The organism is Pseudomonas sp. B22129 (assembly GCF_044218875.1).
Classification (GTDB): domain Bacteria; phylum Pseudomonadota; class Gammaproteobacteria; order Pseudomonadales; family Pseudomonadaceae; genus Aquipseudomonas.
In genome coordinates this window covers 4,150,793-4,167,264 of record NZ_CP162592.1, presented here as the reverse complement: position 1 = coordinate 4,167,264, position 16,472 = coordinate 4,150,793, and the positions used below count along the sequence as shown (strand labels likewise).

Sequence of the window (16,472 nt, the reverse complement as noted above, 5' to 3'; positions counted from 1 at the left end):
ACAAGAGTTCCGTTAGCCACAGGTACAGTGTTTGTCTAGAGTCTTCCAACAACAATAAAAGGACGCACCACCATGAAGTCATTCAAACGCACCCTGCTCGCCACTGCCCTGGCCCTGCTCGCCCTGCCGGCGATGGCCGACCCGGCCCATCCGAAAATCGGCTTTTCCATCGATGACCTGCGCCTGGAACGCTGGTCCCGCGACCGTGATTACTTCGTCGCCGCCGCCGAAAAACTCGACGCCAAGGTCTTCGTGCAGTCGGCCGACGCCAATGAGCAAAAGCAAATTTCGCAGATTGAAAACCTGATTTCCCGGGGCGTCGATGTGATCGTCATCGTGCCGTTCAACGCCACCGTGTTGACCAACGCTGTGGCCGAAGCCAAGAAAGCCGGGATCAAAGTTGTGTCCTACGACCGTCTGATTCTGAATGCCGACATCGACGCGTACATCTCCTTCGATAACGAAAAAGTCGGCGAGATGCAGGCCAACGGTGTGTTGCAAGCCGCGCCCAAGGGCAACTACTTCCTGCTCGGCGGCGCGCCCACCGACAACAATGCCAAGGTGCTGCGCGAAGGCCAGATGAAGGTGCTGCAGCCAGCCATCGACAAGGGCGACATCAAGATTGTCGGCCAGCAATGGGTCAAGGAATGGAACCCGACCGAGGCCTTGAGCATCGTCGAAAATGCCCTGACCCGGAACAACAACAAGATCGACGCCATCGTTGCCTCCAACGACGCCACCGCCGGCGGCGCGATCCAGGCCCTGGCCGCGCAGAAGCTGGCGGGCAAGGTGCCGATCTCCGGCCAGGACGCCGACCTCGCCGCGATCAAGCGGGTGATCGATGGCACCCAGACCATGACCGTGTACAAGCCGCTCAAATTGATTGCCACCGAAGCCGCCAAACTCTCGGTGCAACTGGCGCGCAATGAAAAACCCACCTACAGCTCGCAGTACGACAACGGCAGCAAAAAGGTCGACACCATCCTGCTCACGCCGACCCCGCTGACCAAAGCCAATATCGACCTGTTGGAAAAGGACGGGTTTTACACCAAAGAGCAGATTGCCGGGCAGTGACCGCCATGGCCGACTACCTGCTGCAAATGAACGGCATCGTCAAAACCTTTGGCGGTGTCAACGCCCTCAACGGCATCGACCTCCAGGTGCGGCCGGGGGAATGCCTCGGTCTGTGCGGCGAGAACGGTGCCGGTAAATCCACCTTGATGAAGGTGTTGTCAGCGGTCTACCCGCACGGCACCTGGGAGGGTGAAATCCTCTGGGACGGGCAGCCACTCAAAGCCCAGTCGATCAGTGAAACCGAGGCGGCGGGCATCGTGATCATTCACCAGGAACTGACCCTGGTGCCCGACCTGTCGGTGGCCGAAAACATCTTCATGGGCCACGAGCTGACCTTGCCCGGTGGGCGCATGAACTACCCGGCGATGCTGCACCGCGCCGAAGCCTTGATGCGCGAACTCAAGGTGCCGGACATGAACGTGGCGCTGCCGGTGTCGCAGTACGGCGGTGGTCACCAGCAACTGGTGGAAATCGCCAAGGCGCTTAACAAACGGGCGCGCCTGTTGATCCTCGACGAGCCCTCCTCGGCCCTGACCCGTTCGGAAATCGAGGTGTTGCTCGACATCATCCGTGACCTCAAGGCCAAGGGCGTGGCCTGCGTGTACATCTCCCACAAGCTCGATGAAGTGGCGGCCGTGTGCGACACCGTCGCGGTGATTCGTGACGGCAAACACATCGCGACCACGGCCATGGCCGACATGGATATCGCGCAGATCATCACGCAGATGGTGGGCCGTGAGATGAGCGCCCTCTACCCCACCGAGCCGCGTGACATCGGCGAGGTGATTTTCGAGGCGCGCAACGTCACCTGTTACGACGTCGACAACCCCAGGCGCAAACGCGTGGACGACGTGTCGTTCGTGCTCAAGCGCGGTGAAATCCTCGGCATCGCCGGGCTGGTGGGTGCCGGGCGCACTGAGCTGGTGTCAGCGCTGTTCGGCGCCTATCCCGGCCGTTATACGGCCCAGGTGTGGCTGGATGGCCAGTCGATCGATACGCGAACCCCGCTCAAATCGATCCGCGCCGGGCTGTGCATGGTGCCCGAAGACCGCAAGCGCCAGGGCATCATCCCTGACTTCGGCGTGGGCCAGAACATCACCCTCGCCGTGCTCGACCGCTACGCCCGCCTGACGCGCATCGATGCCGAAGCCGAGTTGGGCAGCATCGACCAGCAAATCGCGCGCCTGCACCTGAAAACCGCCAGCCCGTTTTTGCCGATCACCAGCCTGTCCGGTGGCAACCAGCAAAAGGCCGTGCTGGCGAAAATGCTGATGGCCAAGCCCCGCGTGCTGATCCTCGATGAACCCACGCGCGGCGTGGATGTAGGCGCCAAGTACGAGATCTACAAACTGATGGGCACGCTGGCTGGCGAAGGCGTGTCGATCATCATGGTGTCTTCGGAACTGGCGGAGGTGTTGGGCGTGTCCGACCGCGTACTGGTGATCGGCGAAGGCCAGTTGCGCGGTGATTTCGTCAACGCCGGCCTGACCCAGGAACAGGTCCTCGCCGCCGCCCTCGGCGCCAACAATAACCATCACAAGAGCGCGTAGATGAACCAGGTCAAACACCTTTTCACCCGCTACAAAATGCTCGCCCTGGTGATTGCCGTGGCGATCATCTGGCTGTTTTTCAGCTGGCAGACCGAGGGCGGTTTCGTGACGCCACGCAACCTGTCCAACCTGCTGCGGCAGATGTCGATCACCGGAATTCTGGCGTGCGGCATGGTGCTGGTGATCATCAGCGGCGAGATCGATTTGTCGGTGGGTTCGTTGCTGGGTTTGCTCGGCGGGCTGGCGGCGATTCTGGACGTGGTGTATCACGTGCCGCTGCTGGCCAACCTGAGCCTGGTGGCGTTGTGCGGGTTGATGATCGGCGTGGCCAACGGCTACATGACCGCCTACTTGCGCATCCCCTCGTTTATCGTCGGCCTGGGCGGCATGCTGGCGTTTCGCGGGATTTTGCTGGGGATCACTGGCGGCACCACGATTGCGCCGGTGTCGCCGTCGCTGGTGTATGTGGGCCAGGGCTATTTGCCGCATTCGGTGGGTATCGGGCTCGGCGTGTTGCTGTTCGCCCTGACGGTGTTCCTGACCTGGAAACAACGCCGCAACCGCGCCGCTCATGGCTTGGCGGCGCATTCCCTGACGCGCGATGTGCTGCGCGTCGCCGTAATCGGCGCGGTACTCGCGGCCTTCGTCACCACGCTGAACAGCTACGATGGCATCCCGGTGCCGGTGCTGCTGTTGCTGGCATTGCTCGGCGTGTTCAGCTACGTCACAGGCCAGACCGTGTTCGGCCGCCGCGTGTACGCGGTGGGCAGCAATATGGAGGCTACGCGCCTGTCGGGCATCAACGTGCAGGCAGTGAAGCTGTGGATCTTCGGCATCATGGGCGTGATGTGCGCCCTCGCCGGGTTGGTCAACACCGCCCGCCTCGCCGCCGGCTCACCCTCGGCAGGAAACATGGGCGAGCTGGATGCGATTGCCGCGTGTTTTATTGGCGGTACGTCAATGCGCGGTGGCTCGGGCACCGTGTATGGCGCGTTGCTTGGGGCTTTGGTGATCACCAGCCTGGACAACGGCATGTCGATGCTCGACGTGGACAGTTACTGGCAGATGATCGTCAAGGGCAGCATTCTGGTGCTGGCGGTGTGGGTGGATGTGAGTACGCGCACCGGCCGGCGCTAACGCCACCGAATCCCTGTGGGAGCCGGGCTTGCCCGCGATGGCGCCGGGTCAGCCAACTGATCAGGCACCTGATACACCGCCATCGCAGGCAAGCCAGCTCCCACAGTGATTCGGTGGCGTTAGTGGCATTTGGTCATGGTTTGTAAAGGGCCAGCAAGCCGCCTCCCTTTTAATTGCAGGACGTTTCCTAGACAATCCCTGCCGCCTTGTGCCTCTTGAAATCGGTGGCTAGTCTGCGGTCCGTCACTGCTCATCAGTGATCGGGTTTAGTCGCCCGGATTTCATATGGTGCATGGTCTCCATGAAGTTTTATGGTGGCTGTGCGTATGGGCGCCCCAGGGCGCGCCGGTTTGCCATGTGACCGGTCGACTAACCTGCGTACAGCCGCCACCTTCGTTTAGTCGCGACAGGTGTCAGCGCTCAACTACGTGGAGTTGCACAATGAATAAAGCTGTCCCCGACCCACCTCTCGACACCCTCAAAGCCCGCGCCGCCTTCAACCGCGCCATCGACCATTACCTGCCCACCCGACATCTTCAAATCGAAGACCTCAGCTTCGAAGACGCCCTGCTCTACACCGCCAGTTTGCTCGACAGTGCGTCGGCGACTGCGCTCGATTGTGGCGAGCAACTGCCGCCGCCTGAGCGGGCCAAGGTGCTGGCGGTGTGGCACTTGCTGGAGATGGCGAAGAGCACCGTGGATCGCTCTATCGAATGCCTTAAACCTGAAACACAGTAAAAAATGTGGGAGCTGGGCCAGCCCAGCCCCCCTCGTCAGGCCAGATAACGGGCCGCAGGCCGGGCATTGCTGAACTTGCCGGACAGCGCCCGGCGTCCGGCCTCCCACTCATCCCAGGCCTGGCCTTCGTGCAGCCCGGGGATGGTCACTCGTTCGCCCAGGTCCAGCCCGGCCAATGCAGCGTCTACCAGGTCACTGGCCGACATGGTGTTCGCGCTCTCCTTCTGCGGCGCGTAGCCGGCCACGTCCCAAAACTCGGTGGCCGTCGCGCCCGGCAACACGCTCTGAATACGCACGCCCTTGTCCCCCAGGTCGCGTTGCAGGGCATGGCCGAAGCTGAGTACGTAGGATTTCGAGGCGCTGTAAACGCCGTTGAGGGCCTCGACCGCAATGCCCACCACCGACGCGATGTTGATAATCGTGCCCGCCCCCCGCGCCACAAAAGCCGGGGCCACGGCATAGGTCAGGCGGGTGAGCGCGGTGATGTTCAAACCGATCATGGCGTCCATCGCCTCCACATCGCCGTTCAGGACCGACGCCACCGACCCCACGCCGGCATTGTTGACCAACAACGTAATGCTGGCGTCGTCCCGCAGCACAGCCTCGACGTTGGCCAGCGCCGCCTTGTCATTCAGGTCGGCCACCAACGCGGTGACCGTGCGCCCGGTGTCTGCGCGCAATGTGGCAGCCAGCGTGTTCAAGCGCTCTGCGTTACGCGCAACCAGGATCAAGTCATAACCACGCTTGGCCAAACGGTCGGCATAAACCGCGCCGATGCCGGTGGACGAACCAGTGATAAGGGCCGTGCCCTTGGACGCTACAGTATTCATGGGTGTCTCCAGGAGAGTGAGCCGACAAACTTCGGTCACTCAACATACGGCTTCCCTTGAATATCACAAATGTCGTATATACACCTTTTTAGGACATGCCTTCTCAGCGAGCAGTGCACACTATGAAAACCATCGGTCTCGTGATTTACCCGGGCTTCCAGGTACTGGGGCTCGCCGTTTCAGCGGTTTTCGAAACCGCGAACGACCTGCACGGCCAGTCCTATGAGCTGGCGGTGGTGTCCGAGCACGGCGGCATCGTGCACTCCTCTTTGGGCTTTGGCATGGAGTCGCAGTCCTTCAACGGTGTGCACTACGACACGCTGGTCGTGATTGGCAATAACCGCCTCGACGACGCGTCGCAAGGGCTGCTCGACTACCTGCGAAACACCCCCTCAAAACGCATCACCGCCGTGTGCACCGGCGCCTTCGTGCTCGCCCGGGCCGGCCTGCTGGAAGGCCGCCGTGCGACCACGCATTGGGCGTACGCGCGGGCGTTTCGCGACGCCTACCCCAACGTAAAGATGGAAGAAGACCGCATCTTCGTGATCGACGGTGCGCTGTGGACCTCGGCCGGCATGACCGCCGGTATCGACCTGGCGCTGGCGATTGTAGAAAAGGATTTGGGCACAGAGATCGCCCGCAGTGTCGCCAAGAAGTTGGTGGTGCACCATCGCCGCTCGGGCGGCCAATCGCAGTTCTCGACGTTGTTGGACCTCGACCCGAAAACCGACCGAATCCAAAGCACACTGATCTACGCGAAGGAACACCTGAGCGCCGAACTGTCGGTGGAGGAACTGGCCGAGGTGGCCCACTTGAGCCCGCGCCAATTCAGCCGGATCTTCAAGGATGAAACCGGTCAGTCGCCGGCCAAGGCCATTGAGCATCTGCGGGTCGAAGCGGCACGGACCATGATGGAGGACGGTCGCCATTCCCTGGACATCATCGCCAGGGAATGCGGGTTTGGAGACCGGGAGCGGATGCGCAGGTCGTTTCTGCGCGCCTTTGGGCAATCGCCTCAGGCGATCAAGCGGGTTATAGAAAACCAGAGCCTGCCATCAACTGCTTGAGACTCAGCAATAGAGCTCCCACAGGAGATCTGTGTTGCCGGGTAGATCGGCGTTCCCTGCTGAATCCGCAACGCCCCATCAGACACGCCCCCAATCAAAATGTGGGAGCTGGCTTGCCTGCGAAGGCGGCGGCATTGCCGATAAAGATGTCACCTGACCCACCGCTTTCGCAGCCTCGCTAAAGCTCGACAGCTCCCACAGGGGATCGGTGTTGCCGGGTAGATCGGCGTTCCCTGCTGAATCCGCAACGCCCCATCAGACACGCCCCCAATCAAAATGTGGGAGCTGGCTTGCCTGCGAAGGCGGCGGCATTGCCGATGGAGATGCCGCCTGACCCACCGCTTTCGCAGCCTCGCTAAAGCTCGACAGCTCCCACAGGTGATCGGTGTTGCCGGGTAGATCGGAGTTCCCTGCTGAATCCGCAACGCCCCGTCAGACACACCCCCAATCAAAATGTGGCTGGCTTGGGTTACCTGGACACCGGCATCGCAAACTCCGCGCCCTGCTCGATGCTTTCCGACCAGCGCTGCATGATCGACTTCTGCTTGGTGTAGAACCGCACGCCTTCAGTGCCATAGGCATGCATGTCGCCAAACAGGCTCTTCTTCCAGCCGCCAAACCCGTGCCAGGCCATGGGCACCGGGATCGGCACGTTGATGCCGACCATGCCCACTTCAATGCGCCGCGCGAATTCGCGGGCGATGTTGCCGTCGCGGGTGAAGCAGCTCACGCCGTTGCCAAATTCGTGATCGTTGACCAGCTTGATCGCCTCAGCGAAGTCACTCACACGCACACAGGCCAGCACCGGGCCGAAGATTTCTTCGCGGTAGATGCTCATCTCTCGGGTCACGTGATCGAACAGCGTCGCACCCAGCCAGAAGCCATTTTCCAACCCGGCTTCGGTCGGCACGTAATCACGCCCGTCGAGCAGCAGTTTTGCACCGGCTTGCACGCCTTGCTCGATGTAGCCGCTGATGCGCTCCAGCGCTGCCTTGGACACAATCGGGCCCATTTCGGCTTTCAAATCGCGACCATCGGTGATGCGCAATTGCTTGGCGCGTTCAGTCAGGGCGGCGATGACTTTGTCACCCACATCGCCCACCAGCACCGCCACGGAGATGGCCATGCAGCGCTCGCCGGCACTGCCGTAGGCGGCGCCCATCAATGCGTCGACGGTTTTTTCGATATCGGCGTCGGGCATCACCACCATGTGGTTTTTCGCGCCGCCCAGGCCTTGCACGCGTTTGCCGTTGCGCGCGCCGGTTTCGTAGATGTATTGGGCAATCGGCGTCGAACCCACGAAGCTCAGCGCCTTGACGTCCGGGTGTTCGATCAGCGCATCCACCGATTCCTTGTCGCCCTGCACCACGTTGAACACGCCTTTGGGCAAGCCGGCTTCACGCAGCAACTCGGCCATGAACAACGATGCACTCGGGTCGGTCGGGCTTGGCTTGAGGATGAAGGTGTTGCCCGCCGCGATGGCGATCGGGTACATCCACATCGGCACCATCACCGGGAAGTTGAACGGCGTGACACCGGCCACTACGCCCAGTGGCTGGCGCATGGTCCAGTTGTCCATGCCACGGGACACCTGGTCGGAATGCTCGCCCTTGAGCAGGTTGGGAATGCCGCAGGCGAATTCGAGAATATCGATGCCCCGGTCCACTTCGCCCTGGGCGTCGGTAAACACTTTGCCGTGCTCGGCGACGATGATGCGCGCCAAGTCGTCTTTGCGTTCGCGCAACAGGTGCAGGTATTCGAACAACACGCGGGCGCGGCGGATTGGCGGGGTGTCGGCCCAGCCGGCGAACGCGGCCTGGGCGGCAGCGACCGCTTCGGCCACGGTCTGGCGGCTGGCCAGTGCGACGCGCCCGGTGACTTCGCCGGTGGCCGGGTTGTAGACGTCCTGGTAGCGATCATCGCGGCTCACGCGCTGGTCGTTGATGTAGTGCTCAATCGTGGTGGTCATGGCGGTTGATCCCGGGTCGGTAGCGTTGAGGCACACGATAGGCTTTCGGTTTGTTCCAAACCAGAGCAGAATCCAGAACTGATTGTCCTCACAGGCGAACAATAGAACCATGGAAAAGGCTGAAATCGAGGGGCTCTGGACCCATATTCACTGGTTGTCGGTGCTTGAAGAACACGGCACTTACACGGCTGCAGCGGCGCGGCTGGGCGTGAGCAAGTCGGCGGTCAGCCAGCGCATCTCGGACCTGGAAAAGGCCACCGGCACGCGGCTGGTCACCCGCACCACGCGCAGCGTGCGGCTGACCGACGCGGGGCAATCCCTGACCCGTGAAGTACGCAGCGCCTACGCGCATATCGCGCGCAGTTTCTCCTCGGTGCGCGACTCGGCCGGCGAGATTCGCGGGCTGGTGCGTCTCACCGCGCCGGTGGCATTCGCCCGCCAGCAACTGGTGCCGCACCTGTCGGAATTTCTGCAGCAGTACCCACAAGTGCGCATTCAACTGGATGTATCCGATGCCTTGAGCTCACTGGCGGCCGAGGGTTACGACCTGGCGGTACGCCATGGTTTTCAGGTGCCGGAAACCCACGTGGCGTGGAAGCTGTGCGACACCTCGTCGGTGCTGGTGGCCACCCGCGAATACTTGCAACGCCACGGCGAGCCGCGCGAACCGGCCGACCTCGGCACCCACAATTGCCTGTTCTACCCGCGCGGCACCGACCAGCCCGCCTGGACCTTCGAGCGCGGCAGCAAAAAACCCGAACGCCTCACCGTGCCCATCGCCGGCAGCTTCGCCACCAACAACAGCGAGGCCCTGCGCGATTCGGCGCTCAACCACCTGGGCATCGCCCTGCTGCCGGACTTCAGCGCCCACGCCGCACTGGCCAGCGGCAAGCTGGTGCAGGTGCTCAAGGGCTGGACGCTCAAAGGCGCGTTTGCCGATGAAATCTACCTGATTCGCCCGTACTCGCCCCATGTGCCGAAGTCGGTGAGTGCCTTGGTAGGGTTTCTGAAGGAGAAGCTATCGGGCGGCTTCCGCTACACCGCCGGTTAAGCCAGCATCAGGCTTTGTGCCCCACCAAACCCAGGCGCACCAGGCTCTCGGCGGTGGCGACAATCGACGCCTCCTGCGAACGCGGCGCCCAGCCCAGCAGGCGGATGGCCTTGGCGCTGCTGGCATTCAGTTTCACGCCCAGCAACGGCACCATGTTGGCCAGGTTAGGGTTACGCCGGGCGAGCAGGCGTATCAGCCAGTTGGGCAACACCCGCGTCGAGACCTTGTAGGCGGCAGGCCCCAGGCGGCGTTTCAGCACCTGAGCCACGTCCTTGATCCACAGGCTTTCCCCCGCCGAAGCCAGAAAGCGCTCGCCCCTGGCGGCCGGGTGGGTCATGGCCAGCAGGTGCAGGTCGGCGACGTCGCGCACATCCACAAAGCTCGAGTTGATCTTTGGGCAGCCGCCCTGGCCTTCCATCAGGCGCTGGATAATGCGAATGGAGTGCGAATAGTCCGCGCCCAACGCCGGGCCGAGCACGGCCACCGGGTTGACGGCCGCCAGCTCCAGCCCGCGCCCTTCCCGGGCGATGAAGTCCCAGGCGGCGCGCTCCGACAGGGTTTTGGACTTTTGATAGGGCGCCAGGCCCGCATCCAGGTTGCTCCAGTCGGTCTCGTCAAAGGGTCGGTGCATCGGCGGATGGCCCACGCCCACGGCGCCGAACGCCGACGTCAGCACCACCCGTTTGACCCCCGCCTCGCGCGCGGCGCGCAGCACCCGCAGGTTGCCGTCCACCGCTGGTTTGACCCATTGTTCTTCACGGGTCTGATCGCCAGAAGGCGTGGGCGAGGCGCCGTGCAACACATAGGCGCAACCGGCAACGGCCTCGGCCCAGCCACGGTCTTCACTCAAATCGGCGCGCACCACGGCCAGCCGTTCACCCGGCTCCACGCCGCCGGTTTTGAGGTGGGCGCGCACTTCGGCTTCACGGTTTAACGAGCGCACGGTGGTGCGTACGCAATAGCCCTGGTTGAGCAAGGCAATGATGCAGTGTTGCGCGATAAAACCGGTGCCGCCGGTAACCAGCACCCACGTAGGTGTCTCGAGCATGGTGACCTCCAGGGTCAGGATTCAGCGAATCGGAAAGCGCCCATGATAGAGTCGCCCTGCCGGACGTTGAATGCGCCAGCGTGCAGATAACTATCGCGAGAGTACGAATGTGAGCAGTGATCCCTTTTCCGACATCCTCAGGCTGACCCACGCCGAATCGCTGATGACCGGCGGCTTCAGCGCCGGGGGCCCCTGGGCGATCCGCTTTCCCCCGCCCACTTCCATCAAGTTCTTTGCGGTGATCAAAGGGCATTGCTTTGTCAGCATCGACGGCGAGCCCGAACCGGTAAGGTTTGACACCGGCGACGTCGGCCTGCTGACGGCGGCGCGCGGCTTTGTGTTGTCCAGTGAACCGTCGGTGGAACCGGTGGATGCCATGCAGCTGTTTTCCGGGTCCGGCAAGAACACCGCACAGTTGGGTGACGGCGAGGCCTTCACCTATATCGGCGGGCATGTGCTGCTTGACCCCATCAGCGGGCGCCTGCTGGCCCAGGTGTTGCCGCCGTGGATTCACGTGTCGGCCGCTTCGCCGCAGGCCATGGCATTTCGCGGGTTACTCGATCAGTTGGTGGCAGAACAACAGGCCGCGCTGCCCGGCGTGCAACTCGCCTGCGCGCAGCTGTCGCAGTTGTTGTTCATTCAGATCATGCGTGCGCATTTGAGCACCGCCAGCGACTTGCCCGCCGGTTGGCTGCGCGCATTGAGCGACCCGCGCCTGGCGCCGGCCATGCGCCTGATGCACGAACAGCCCGAACGCGCCTGGCCGCTTGAAGAACTGGCGGGCGCCTGTGCGATGTCGCGCACCACGTTCGCGTTTCATTTCAAGGCCGTTGCCGGCGTAGCGCCACTGACCTACCTGACGCAATGGCGCATGCATCTTGCCGAGCGAGCCTTGCGCGAGGAAAACACCCCCATCGCGGTGCTGGCGCAATCCCTGGGCTATGGCTCGGACAGCGCATTCAGCAACGCTTTCAAACGCATCACCGGCCGTTCGCCCAAGGCGTACCGCAACAGCCTGCGCCGGTAGCGCCTCCATCGTTTCTCCATACAGCCTCGCGGGAAACTCCACCCAGGGTCGGTAAGCTTTTGGGCCTCACTGTCAAAGGCGATCGAGATGTCGAGGCTCAAACCACACAGGCTGTTCATGGTCCTGCTGTTACCCGTAGTGCTGTGGGCACAGGACTCGGCCGCCGCGCGCCTGAAGAACGATATCCCGCCGCGCCTGCAATGGACGGCGAACTACGGTTACTGCGGCGAAGTGGCGTTCATCAGCGCCGGGCTCTATTACGGCCAGTACGTTTCCCAATACGACGCCCGCGCCCTCGCCAGCCCGGGTGTCGACCAGTCCAAGGCAGGCAGCCAGTTATTGCCGGGGGTCAACGATGCCGCTGCTGCTGCACGCATGCACTTGCAGGCGCAGCAGTGGAACAGTGTCAGCACACCAAACGCCAATCATTTCCTGACGTGGGTCAAGGGCAATGTGCTGGCCGGTTACCCGGTGATCATCGGTGTGTATGAAAACATGCACCACTTCGAAGGCTCCGATGACATCGAGGCCGGTGACGCGCAGTACGACCATATCGTGCCGGTGCTGGGCGTCTCGTCGAAGCACCCGTTCACCTCATCGCCGGGCTATTACGCCGACGATGTGCTGACATTGAGTGACAACGGCCTGTGGGCCCCCGACGGTGCACCCGTCTACCGCTACCCGTTCCCGTTCGGCGAATTCCAGGCCAGCCGCCAAGAGGCGAATGCGCCGTCGCGGGCCGTGTATTCCCTGCCGCGCGGCAAGCAGTTTGGCGTGGCGATCACCGGCATCGTCGATCACGACGGTGAAACATTGCCGGTGCGCCTGTGGACCGATGTCAACGCCGAGGAACCGGCGATGGCGCAACACGCCAACAAGCGCCCGCCGCCGGGCCTGTTGAAACTGACCCTGACGATCTCCGGTTTGAAGCCGGACGTTGCCTACACCCTGTATCGCTACGACAACCTCGCGGCGGTGCCGGACGCCGCCTTCAATGCCAACGCATCACGGGCAACGCAGCAGTGGAAGGTCAAGATCAAAACCGGTTCAACTTACACCTTGAAAGAGACGATTCGTTCGGATGAAGTCGCTGTTTATCGCGCTGTTCCAGACTCGGCACCTTAAACATTCCACGGCTTAAACGGAATTGTTCTCGACAACCAAGTATGACCAAATTACTTATAGCCAGCGGCAATAACCCACCCAACTAACATCGCTGCGCGGTGAGTAAGTTGGAGGTTTTAAAACGGGTTATTGACGCCGCATAAAAAGCCATACAAGTAATTGTAATTATTGGCCAAGTACCCGCTTCCCACCCCTGCCTGCGCCCCCTCCTGCAACTCCTTTACCGCCTGAACTTGCAAAAAAACCACAACCGTCTACGTTCATGAATACCTTCACCGCCGTACTCAATCGCCCGTATTACCAGCCCTCCAGGCAGGGGGCTCTGTTGCTCTGAAATAGCGTTGACGACTGAAACGGAACTTGGTCTTTACACTTGAAAAGGGATGCTTTGATGAAGCGCAGCCAGTGGCGTCGTGCGTTTTCGAAAAAGGGGCCGGTCGATCATTTCTGGCTGTCATTGATGGTTTTCTCTGTACTGGTTATCGCCAGTTTCCTGTTATTCGAACAACAGATTCAGCACGTTCTGATTCAACTCAATCAGTTCCAGCCCACCACCGCCAACGGCGCCTTGTCTGTCGCACTGTTGCTGATCGCCCTGCTCGCGCTGGACGTGGTGTTGCCGGTGCCGTCGAGCATGGTCGCGTTGCTGGCAGTGGCCCTGCTCGGCAGCCTCGGCGGTTACCTGGCGATCTTTATCGGCCTGTGCCTGGGCGCCGGGTTGGGCTATGCGTTGGGGGCCGGTTATTTTCGCTTGCTGTCGGGTCGCCTGGGCCTGCACCAACGCCAACCGGGGCAACTGGCGTACCGGCTGAACACGCTGTCGCTGATCTGCCTGCGCGGCGTGCCGGTGCTGGCGGAAACCTCGGTGGTGGCCGCTGGCATGCAACGCTATCCGCTGCGCGCGTTTTTACTCATCACCACCTTGGCCAATGCCGGCCTGGCACTGGCTTACACGGCCATTGGCACCTTCCTGATCGAGGAGAACGCGCTGCTGGTGACGATCCTTGCGAGCATGGTGCTGCCGCTGCTGTTCGTGGCCGGCTACAGCCTGTTCAAGGCCTTGCGCAAACCCGATGCCGGGCAACCGCTGCACGGCCGTTTCGAGGTGAGTTACGACTACCCGGTGGTGTTCACCGATCACCTGTTCGACCCGCTCAACCCCTGCTTGTACCAGCAACTCACCGCTCAGCACCAAAGGCCGGCCACGGTGATGGTGTTCGCCGATGAGCAACTGCTCAACAGCGCACCGGAGCTGCTCACGCAGATCGACGCCTACTTCACCACCCACGCCACCGACCTGCATTTGCTGACCGCGCCCATTGCGGTTCCCGCCGGTGAACTGAGCAAAACCGCGCACGTGCTGGAACAGCTCTACACCGACATGCTGCACCACGGCCTCGACCGGCATTGCTACGTGCTGGCGCTGGGCGGCGGCGCGGTCCTGGATTCGGTGGGCTACGCCTGTGCGACCTTCCACCGGGGCATTCGGCTGATCCGCATCCCCAGCACCGTGCTGGCGCAGAACGACGCCGGTATCGGCGTGAAAAACGGCATCAACGCCTTCGGCCAAAAGAACCTGCTCGGCGCCTTCTATCCCGCCACGGCGGTGATCAACGACTTCCAACTGCTCACCAGCCTCACCCACCGCGACCAGATCGCCGGGCTTGCCGAAGCCGTCAAGGTGGCGCTGATCAAGGACCAGGCGTTTTTCGAGTGGATGGAGCAACACGCCGACGCCCTCGCCCGCTTCGACCACCCGGCGAGCCGCTACGCGATCCGGCGTTGTGCAGAGCTGCACCTGGGGCACATCACCGGCGCCGGCGACCCGTTCGAACGCGGCAATGGCCGGCCGCTGGATTACGGCCACTGGGCCGCGCACAAGCTGGAAAACCTCAGCCACCACCGGCTGCGTCACGGTGAGGCGGTCGCGGTGGGCATGGCGCTGGACGGGCTGTACGCGAATGCCTTGGGGTTGTTGAGTGATGCCGACACCCAGCGCGTGATGAACCTGTTGCACACGCTGGGTTTCAACCTGTGCCCGCCGGAACTGGGCCTGAAAGACGCACAAGGGCGCTCGCAGGTGTTGCTCGGCCTGGAGGACTTCCGCCAGCACTTGGGTGGGCAGCTGTCGATCCCGATGCTCAACCGGATCGGTCAGTCGGTGGACCTGCATGAAATCGATGACGCCCAAATGGAATGGGCACTGCACCAATTGGTCACCCGCAGCGACATGGCCCTGCGCCTGGGTTACGCACAATGAGCCAGAGCACGGTGAAAACCTGGCTGACCCTGGGCCGCGTGTCCAACCTGCCCACGGTGTGGACCAACACCCTCGCCGCCGCACTGCTCGCCAGCAGCGCCGGGGCCCTGGCGCCACCGTCGTCGCTGGTGTGGGGGTTGCTGTTGGTCAGCCTGTCGCTACTGTACCTGGCCGGCATGCTGTTGAACGACTGGCTCGACGCCGACTGGGACCTTCAACACCACAACCCGCGCCCCATCACCCTGGGCCTTGCGAGTCGTCAACAGGTCGGCCTTGCCACGGCGTTGTTGCTGGTGCTCGCCGCCGCTGCGGTACTCGGCCTGAGCCGCCTGATTGACCAGCCGCATTGGTTGCTGGGCGGCGTGGTGCTGCTGGTGGGCTGCATCGTTGGCTACAACCTGCTGCACAAAAAATACGCCCACAGCGTGTGGCTGATGGGCGCCTGCCGCTCGGCGCTGTACCTCACCGCAGCCGCCAGCCTGGCGGTGCCGCCGGAACCGATCTGGCTCTGCGCGATGCTGCTGGGCGTGTACATCAGTGGCCTGACCTACCTGGCCCGCCAGGAACACCGCAACCAGTTGATCAGCCGCTTGCCGTTGCTATTGATGCTCAGCCCGCTCGCGCTGGCGATCTACGCCGCCAGCCTGTGGTTCTGGCCGGTGCTGATGTTGTGGCTCGGCTGGCTGGGCTGGCACTACCGCAAGCACCTGGCTGACCCGCAGCACCGTAGCGTACGCGCGTTTATCGGCGCAGGCCTTGCCGCCCTGCCGCTATTCGATGCGCTGGTGCTGGCGGTGGCCGACCAGCCGCTGGGCAGCCTGCTGTGCGTGCTGGTGTTTTTCCTGCTTCCCCACTTTCAGCGCTGGATCAAGCCAACATGAACATGCGCCAGCAATGCCTCATCGACTATCGCCAAGCCCTTGCCCAACAGCTGGACGCTACCGAGTTGCAGTGGTGGCAGCAGGCACAGGCGCACCTGACTCAACAACCGGGCGCCACGACCACGGCGCTGTTGAGCGGCCAGTGCAAGCGTCACCTCAAGGCGCCCGAGGTCGAACTGGCAAGGGCCTTGTTGCTGACCCAGGCACTTGAGCAAACCGCTGATGCCGAGCAATGTGCGACGCTGCGCCAGCTGTTCCTGTGGGGCGACGACCACGAGAAAATCGCGCTGCTCAAGGCCCTCGACTGGCTCGACAGCGACGGCCTGTGCCTGGCGCTGGCCTTGCAGGCCGGGCGTACCAGCAACCCGCAAGTGTTCGCCGCCCTTGCCCTCGACACGGCTTACCCCTCGCGCCACTACCCCGAACGCGCCTTTCACCAGCTGGTGCTGAAAGCCTTGGGCATGGGCCTGGACATCCGTCGTGTCATCGGCCTGCAGCAACGCCACGGCGTCACGCTCAATCAGCTGGCGCTGGACCTGCTGGACGAACAACTCGCCGCCGCGCGAACCGTGTCCCCCGGCCTGCCCAACGCCATCGCTTTCCCCTTGCTCAGCCCCGCGCAACGCCAGCGCCTGGGCGGCTTGCGCCTGCCGCCGGAATGGCACGCCCACCTGAACTGAACCGCTCACCGCCTGCGCCTTTTTCCTTGACGAGG

At 62.7% G+C, this 16,472-nt stretch carries 14 protein-coding genes; 11 read left to right on the top strand and 3 right to left on the bottom strand.

All coding sequences use genetic code 11. From position 1 onward, the window contains the following. Window positions 1–72 precede the first annotated feature (72 nt). The 4 genes from xylF (at window position 73) to AB4P94_RS19220 (ending at window position 4,499) form a co-directional block, all read left to right on the top strand. Window positions 73–1,074: a D-xylose ABC transporter substrate-binding protein gene (gene xylF, locus AB4P94_RS19235; protein ID WP_395606925.1), complete on the top strand. Its 1,002-nt coding sequence runs from the start codon at window positions 73–75 to the stop codon at window positions 1,072–1,074. Next, the gene (xylG, locus tag AB4P94_RS19230) at window positions 1,071–2,624 is read left to right on the top strand and encodes a D-xylose ABC transporter ATP-binding protein (protein WP_395606924.1); all 1,554 of its coding nucleotides are present in this window, start codon (window positions 1,071–1,073) and stop codon (window positions 2,622–2,624) included. Before xylF ends, xylG begins: the two co-directional genes overlap by 4 nt. Further along, entirely contained in the window at window positions 2,625–3,761 is a 1,137-nt protein-coding gene (locus AB4P94_RS19225; RefSeq protein ID WP_395606923.1) for a sugar ABC transporter permease, read from the top strand. It abuts the gene before it with no gap. 441 nt (window positions 3,762–4,202) lie between these two features. Next, entirely contained in the window at window positions 4,203–4,499 is a 297-nt protein-coding gene (locus AB4P94_RS19220) for a DUF6124 family protein (protein ID WP_395606922.1), read from the top strand. A 35-nt stretch (window positions 4,500–4,534) separates the two neighbouring features. Here the strand turns inward: AB4P94_RS19220 and AB4P94_RS19215 are convergent, their stop codons facing one another. After that, window positions 4,535–5,329, bottom strand: a complete 795-nt coding sequence (locus tag AB4P94_RS19215) for an SDR family NAD(P)-dependent oxidoreductase (protein ID WP_395606921.1) — start codon at window positions 5,327–5,329, stop codon at window positions 4,535–4,537. A gap of 122 nt (window positions 5,330–5,451) precedes the next feature. Here AB4P94_RS19215 and AB4P94_RS19210 point away from each other — a divergent pair, with 122 nt between their 5' ends. Beyond that, on the top strand, window positions 5,452–6,396 hold the full coding sequence (locus AB4P94_RS19210) for a GlxA family transcriptional regulator (protein ID WP_395606920.1): 945 nt from the start codon (window positions 5,452–5,454) through the stop codon (window positions 6,394–6,396). Between the two features lie 469 nt (window positions 6,397–6,865). Here AB4P94_RS19210 and AB4P94_RS19205 read toward each other — a convergent pair whose 3' ends face one another. After that, window positions 6,866–8,365 carry a CoA-acylating methylmalonate-semialdehyde dehydrogenase gene (locus tag AB4P94_RS19205; RefSeq protein WP_395606919.1) on the bottom strand — a complete coding sequence of 500 codons (1,500 nt, stop codon included), beginning with the start codon at window positions 8,363–8,365 and terminating at the stop codon, window positions 6,866–6,868. A 109-nt stretch (window positions 8,366–8,474) separates the two neighbouring features. Here AB4P94_RS19205 and AB4P94_RS19200 point away from each other — a divergent pair, with 109 nt between their 5' ends. Beyond that, window positions 8,475–9,416: a LysR family transcriptional regulator gene (locus tag AB4P94_RS19200; protein ID WP_395606918.1), complete on the top strand. Its 942-nt coding sequence runs from the start codon at window positions 8,475–8,477 to the stop codon at window positions 9,414–9,416. Between the two features lie 7 nt (window positions 9,417–9,423). On the opposite strand, the gene AB4P94_RS19195 is transcribed toward AB4P94_RS19200, so the two are convergent. Further along, window positions 9,424–10,464, bottom strand: coding sequence for an SDR family oxidoreductase (locus AB4P94_RS19195; protein ID WP_395606917.1), 1,041 nt, complete (start codon window positions 10,462–10,464; stop codon window positions 9,424–9,426). Between the two features lie 70 nt (window positions 10,465–10,534). Here AB4P94_RS19195 and AB4P94_RS19190 point away from each other — a divergent pair, with 70 nt between their 5' ends. The 5 genes from AB4P94_RS19190 to AB4P94_RS19170 all read left to right on the top strand — a co-directional run bounded on the left by AB4P94_RS19190 (window position 10,535) and on the right by AB4P94_RS19170 (window position 16,437). After that, window positions 10,535–11,491: an AraC family transcriptional regulator gene (locus AB4P94_RS19190; protein ID WP_395606916.1), complete on the top strand. Its 957-nt coding sequence runs from the start codon at window positions 10,535–10,537 to the stop codon at window positions 11,489–11,491. Between the two features lie 87 nt (window positions 11,492–11,578). After that, on the top strand, window positions 11,579–12,616 hold the full coding sequence (locus tag AB4P94_RS19185; RefSeq protein WP_395606915.1) for a hypothetical protein: 1,038 nt from the start codon (window positions 11,579–11,581) through the stop codon (window positions 12,614–12,616). A 391-nt stretch (window positions 12,617–13,007) separates the two neighbouring features. After that, window positions 13,008–14,876, top strand: a complete 1,869-nt coding sequence (locus AB4P94_RS19180; protein WP_395606914.1) for a 3-dehydroquinate synthase — start codon at window positions 13,008–13,010, stop codon at window positions 14,874–14,876. Then, entirely contained in the window at window positions 14,873–15,757 is an 885-nt protein-coding gene (locus tag AB4P94_RS19175; RefSeq protein WP_395606913.1) for a UbiA family prenyltransferase, read from the top strand. The genes AB4P94_RS19180 and AB4P94_RS19175 overlap by 4 nt, the downstream gene beginning before the upstream one ends. Continuing rightward, window positions 15,754–16,437, top strand: coding sequence for an EboA domain-containing protein (locus AB4P94_RS19170; protein WP_395606912.1), 684 nt, complete (start codon window positions 15,754–15,756; stop codon window positions 16,435–16,437). The genes AB4P94_RS19175 and AB4P94_RS19170 overlap by 4 nt, the downstream gene beginning before the upstream one ends. Window positions 16,438–16,472: the final 35 nt, after the last annotated feature.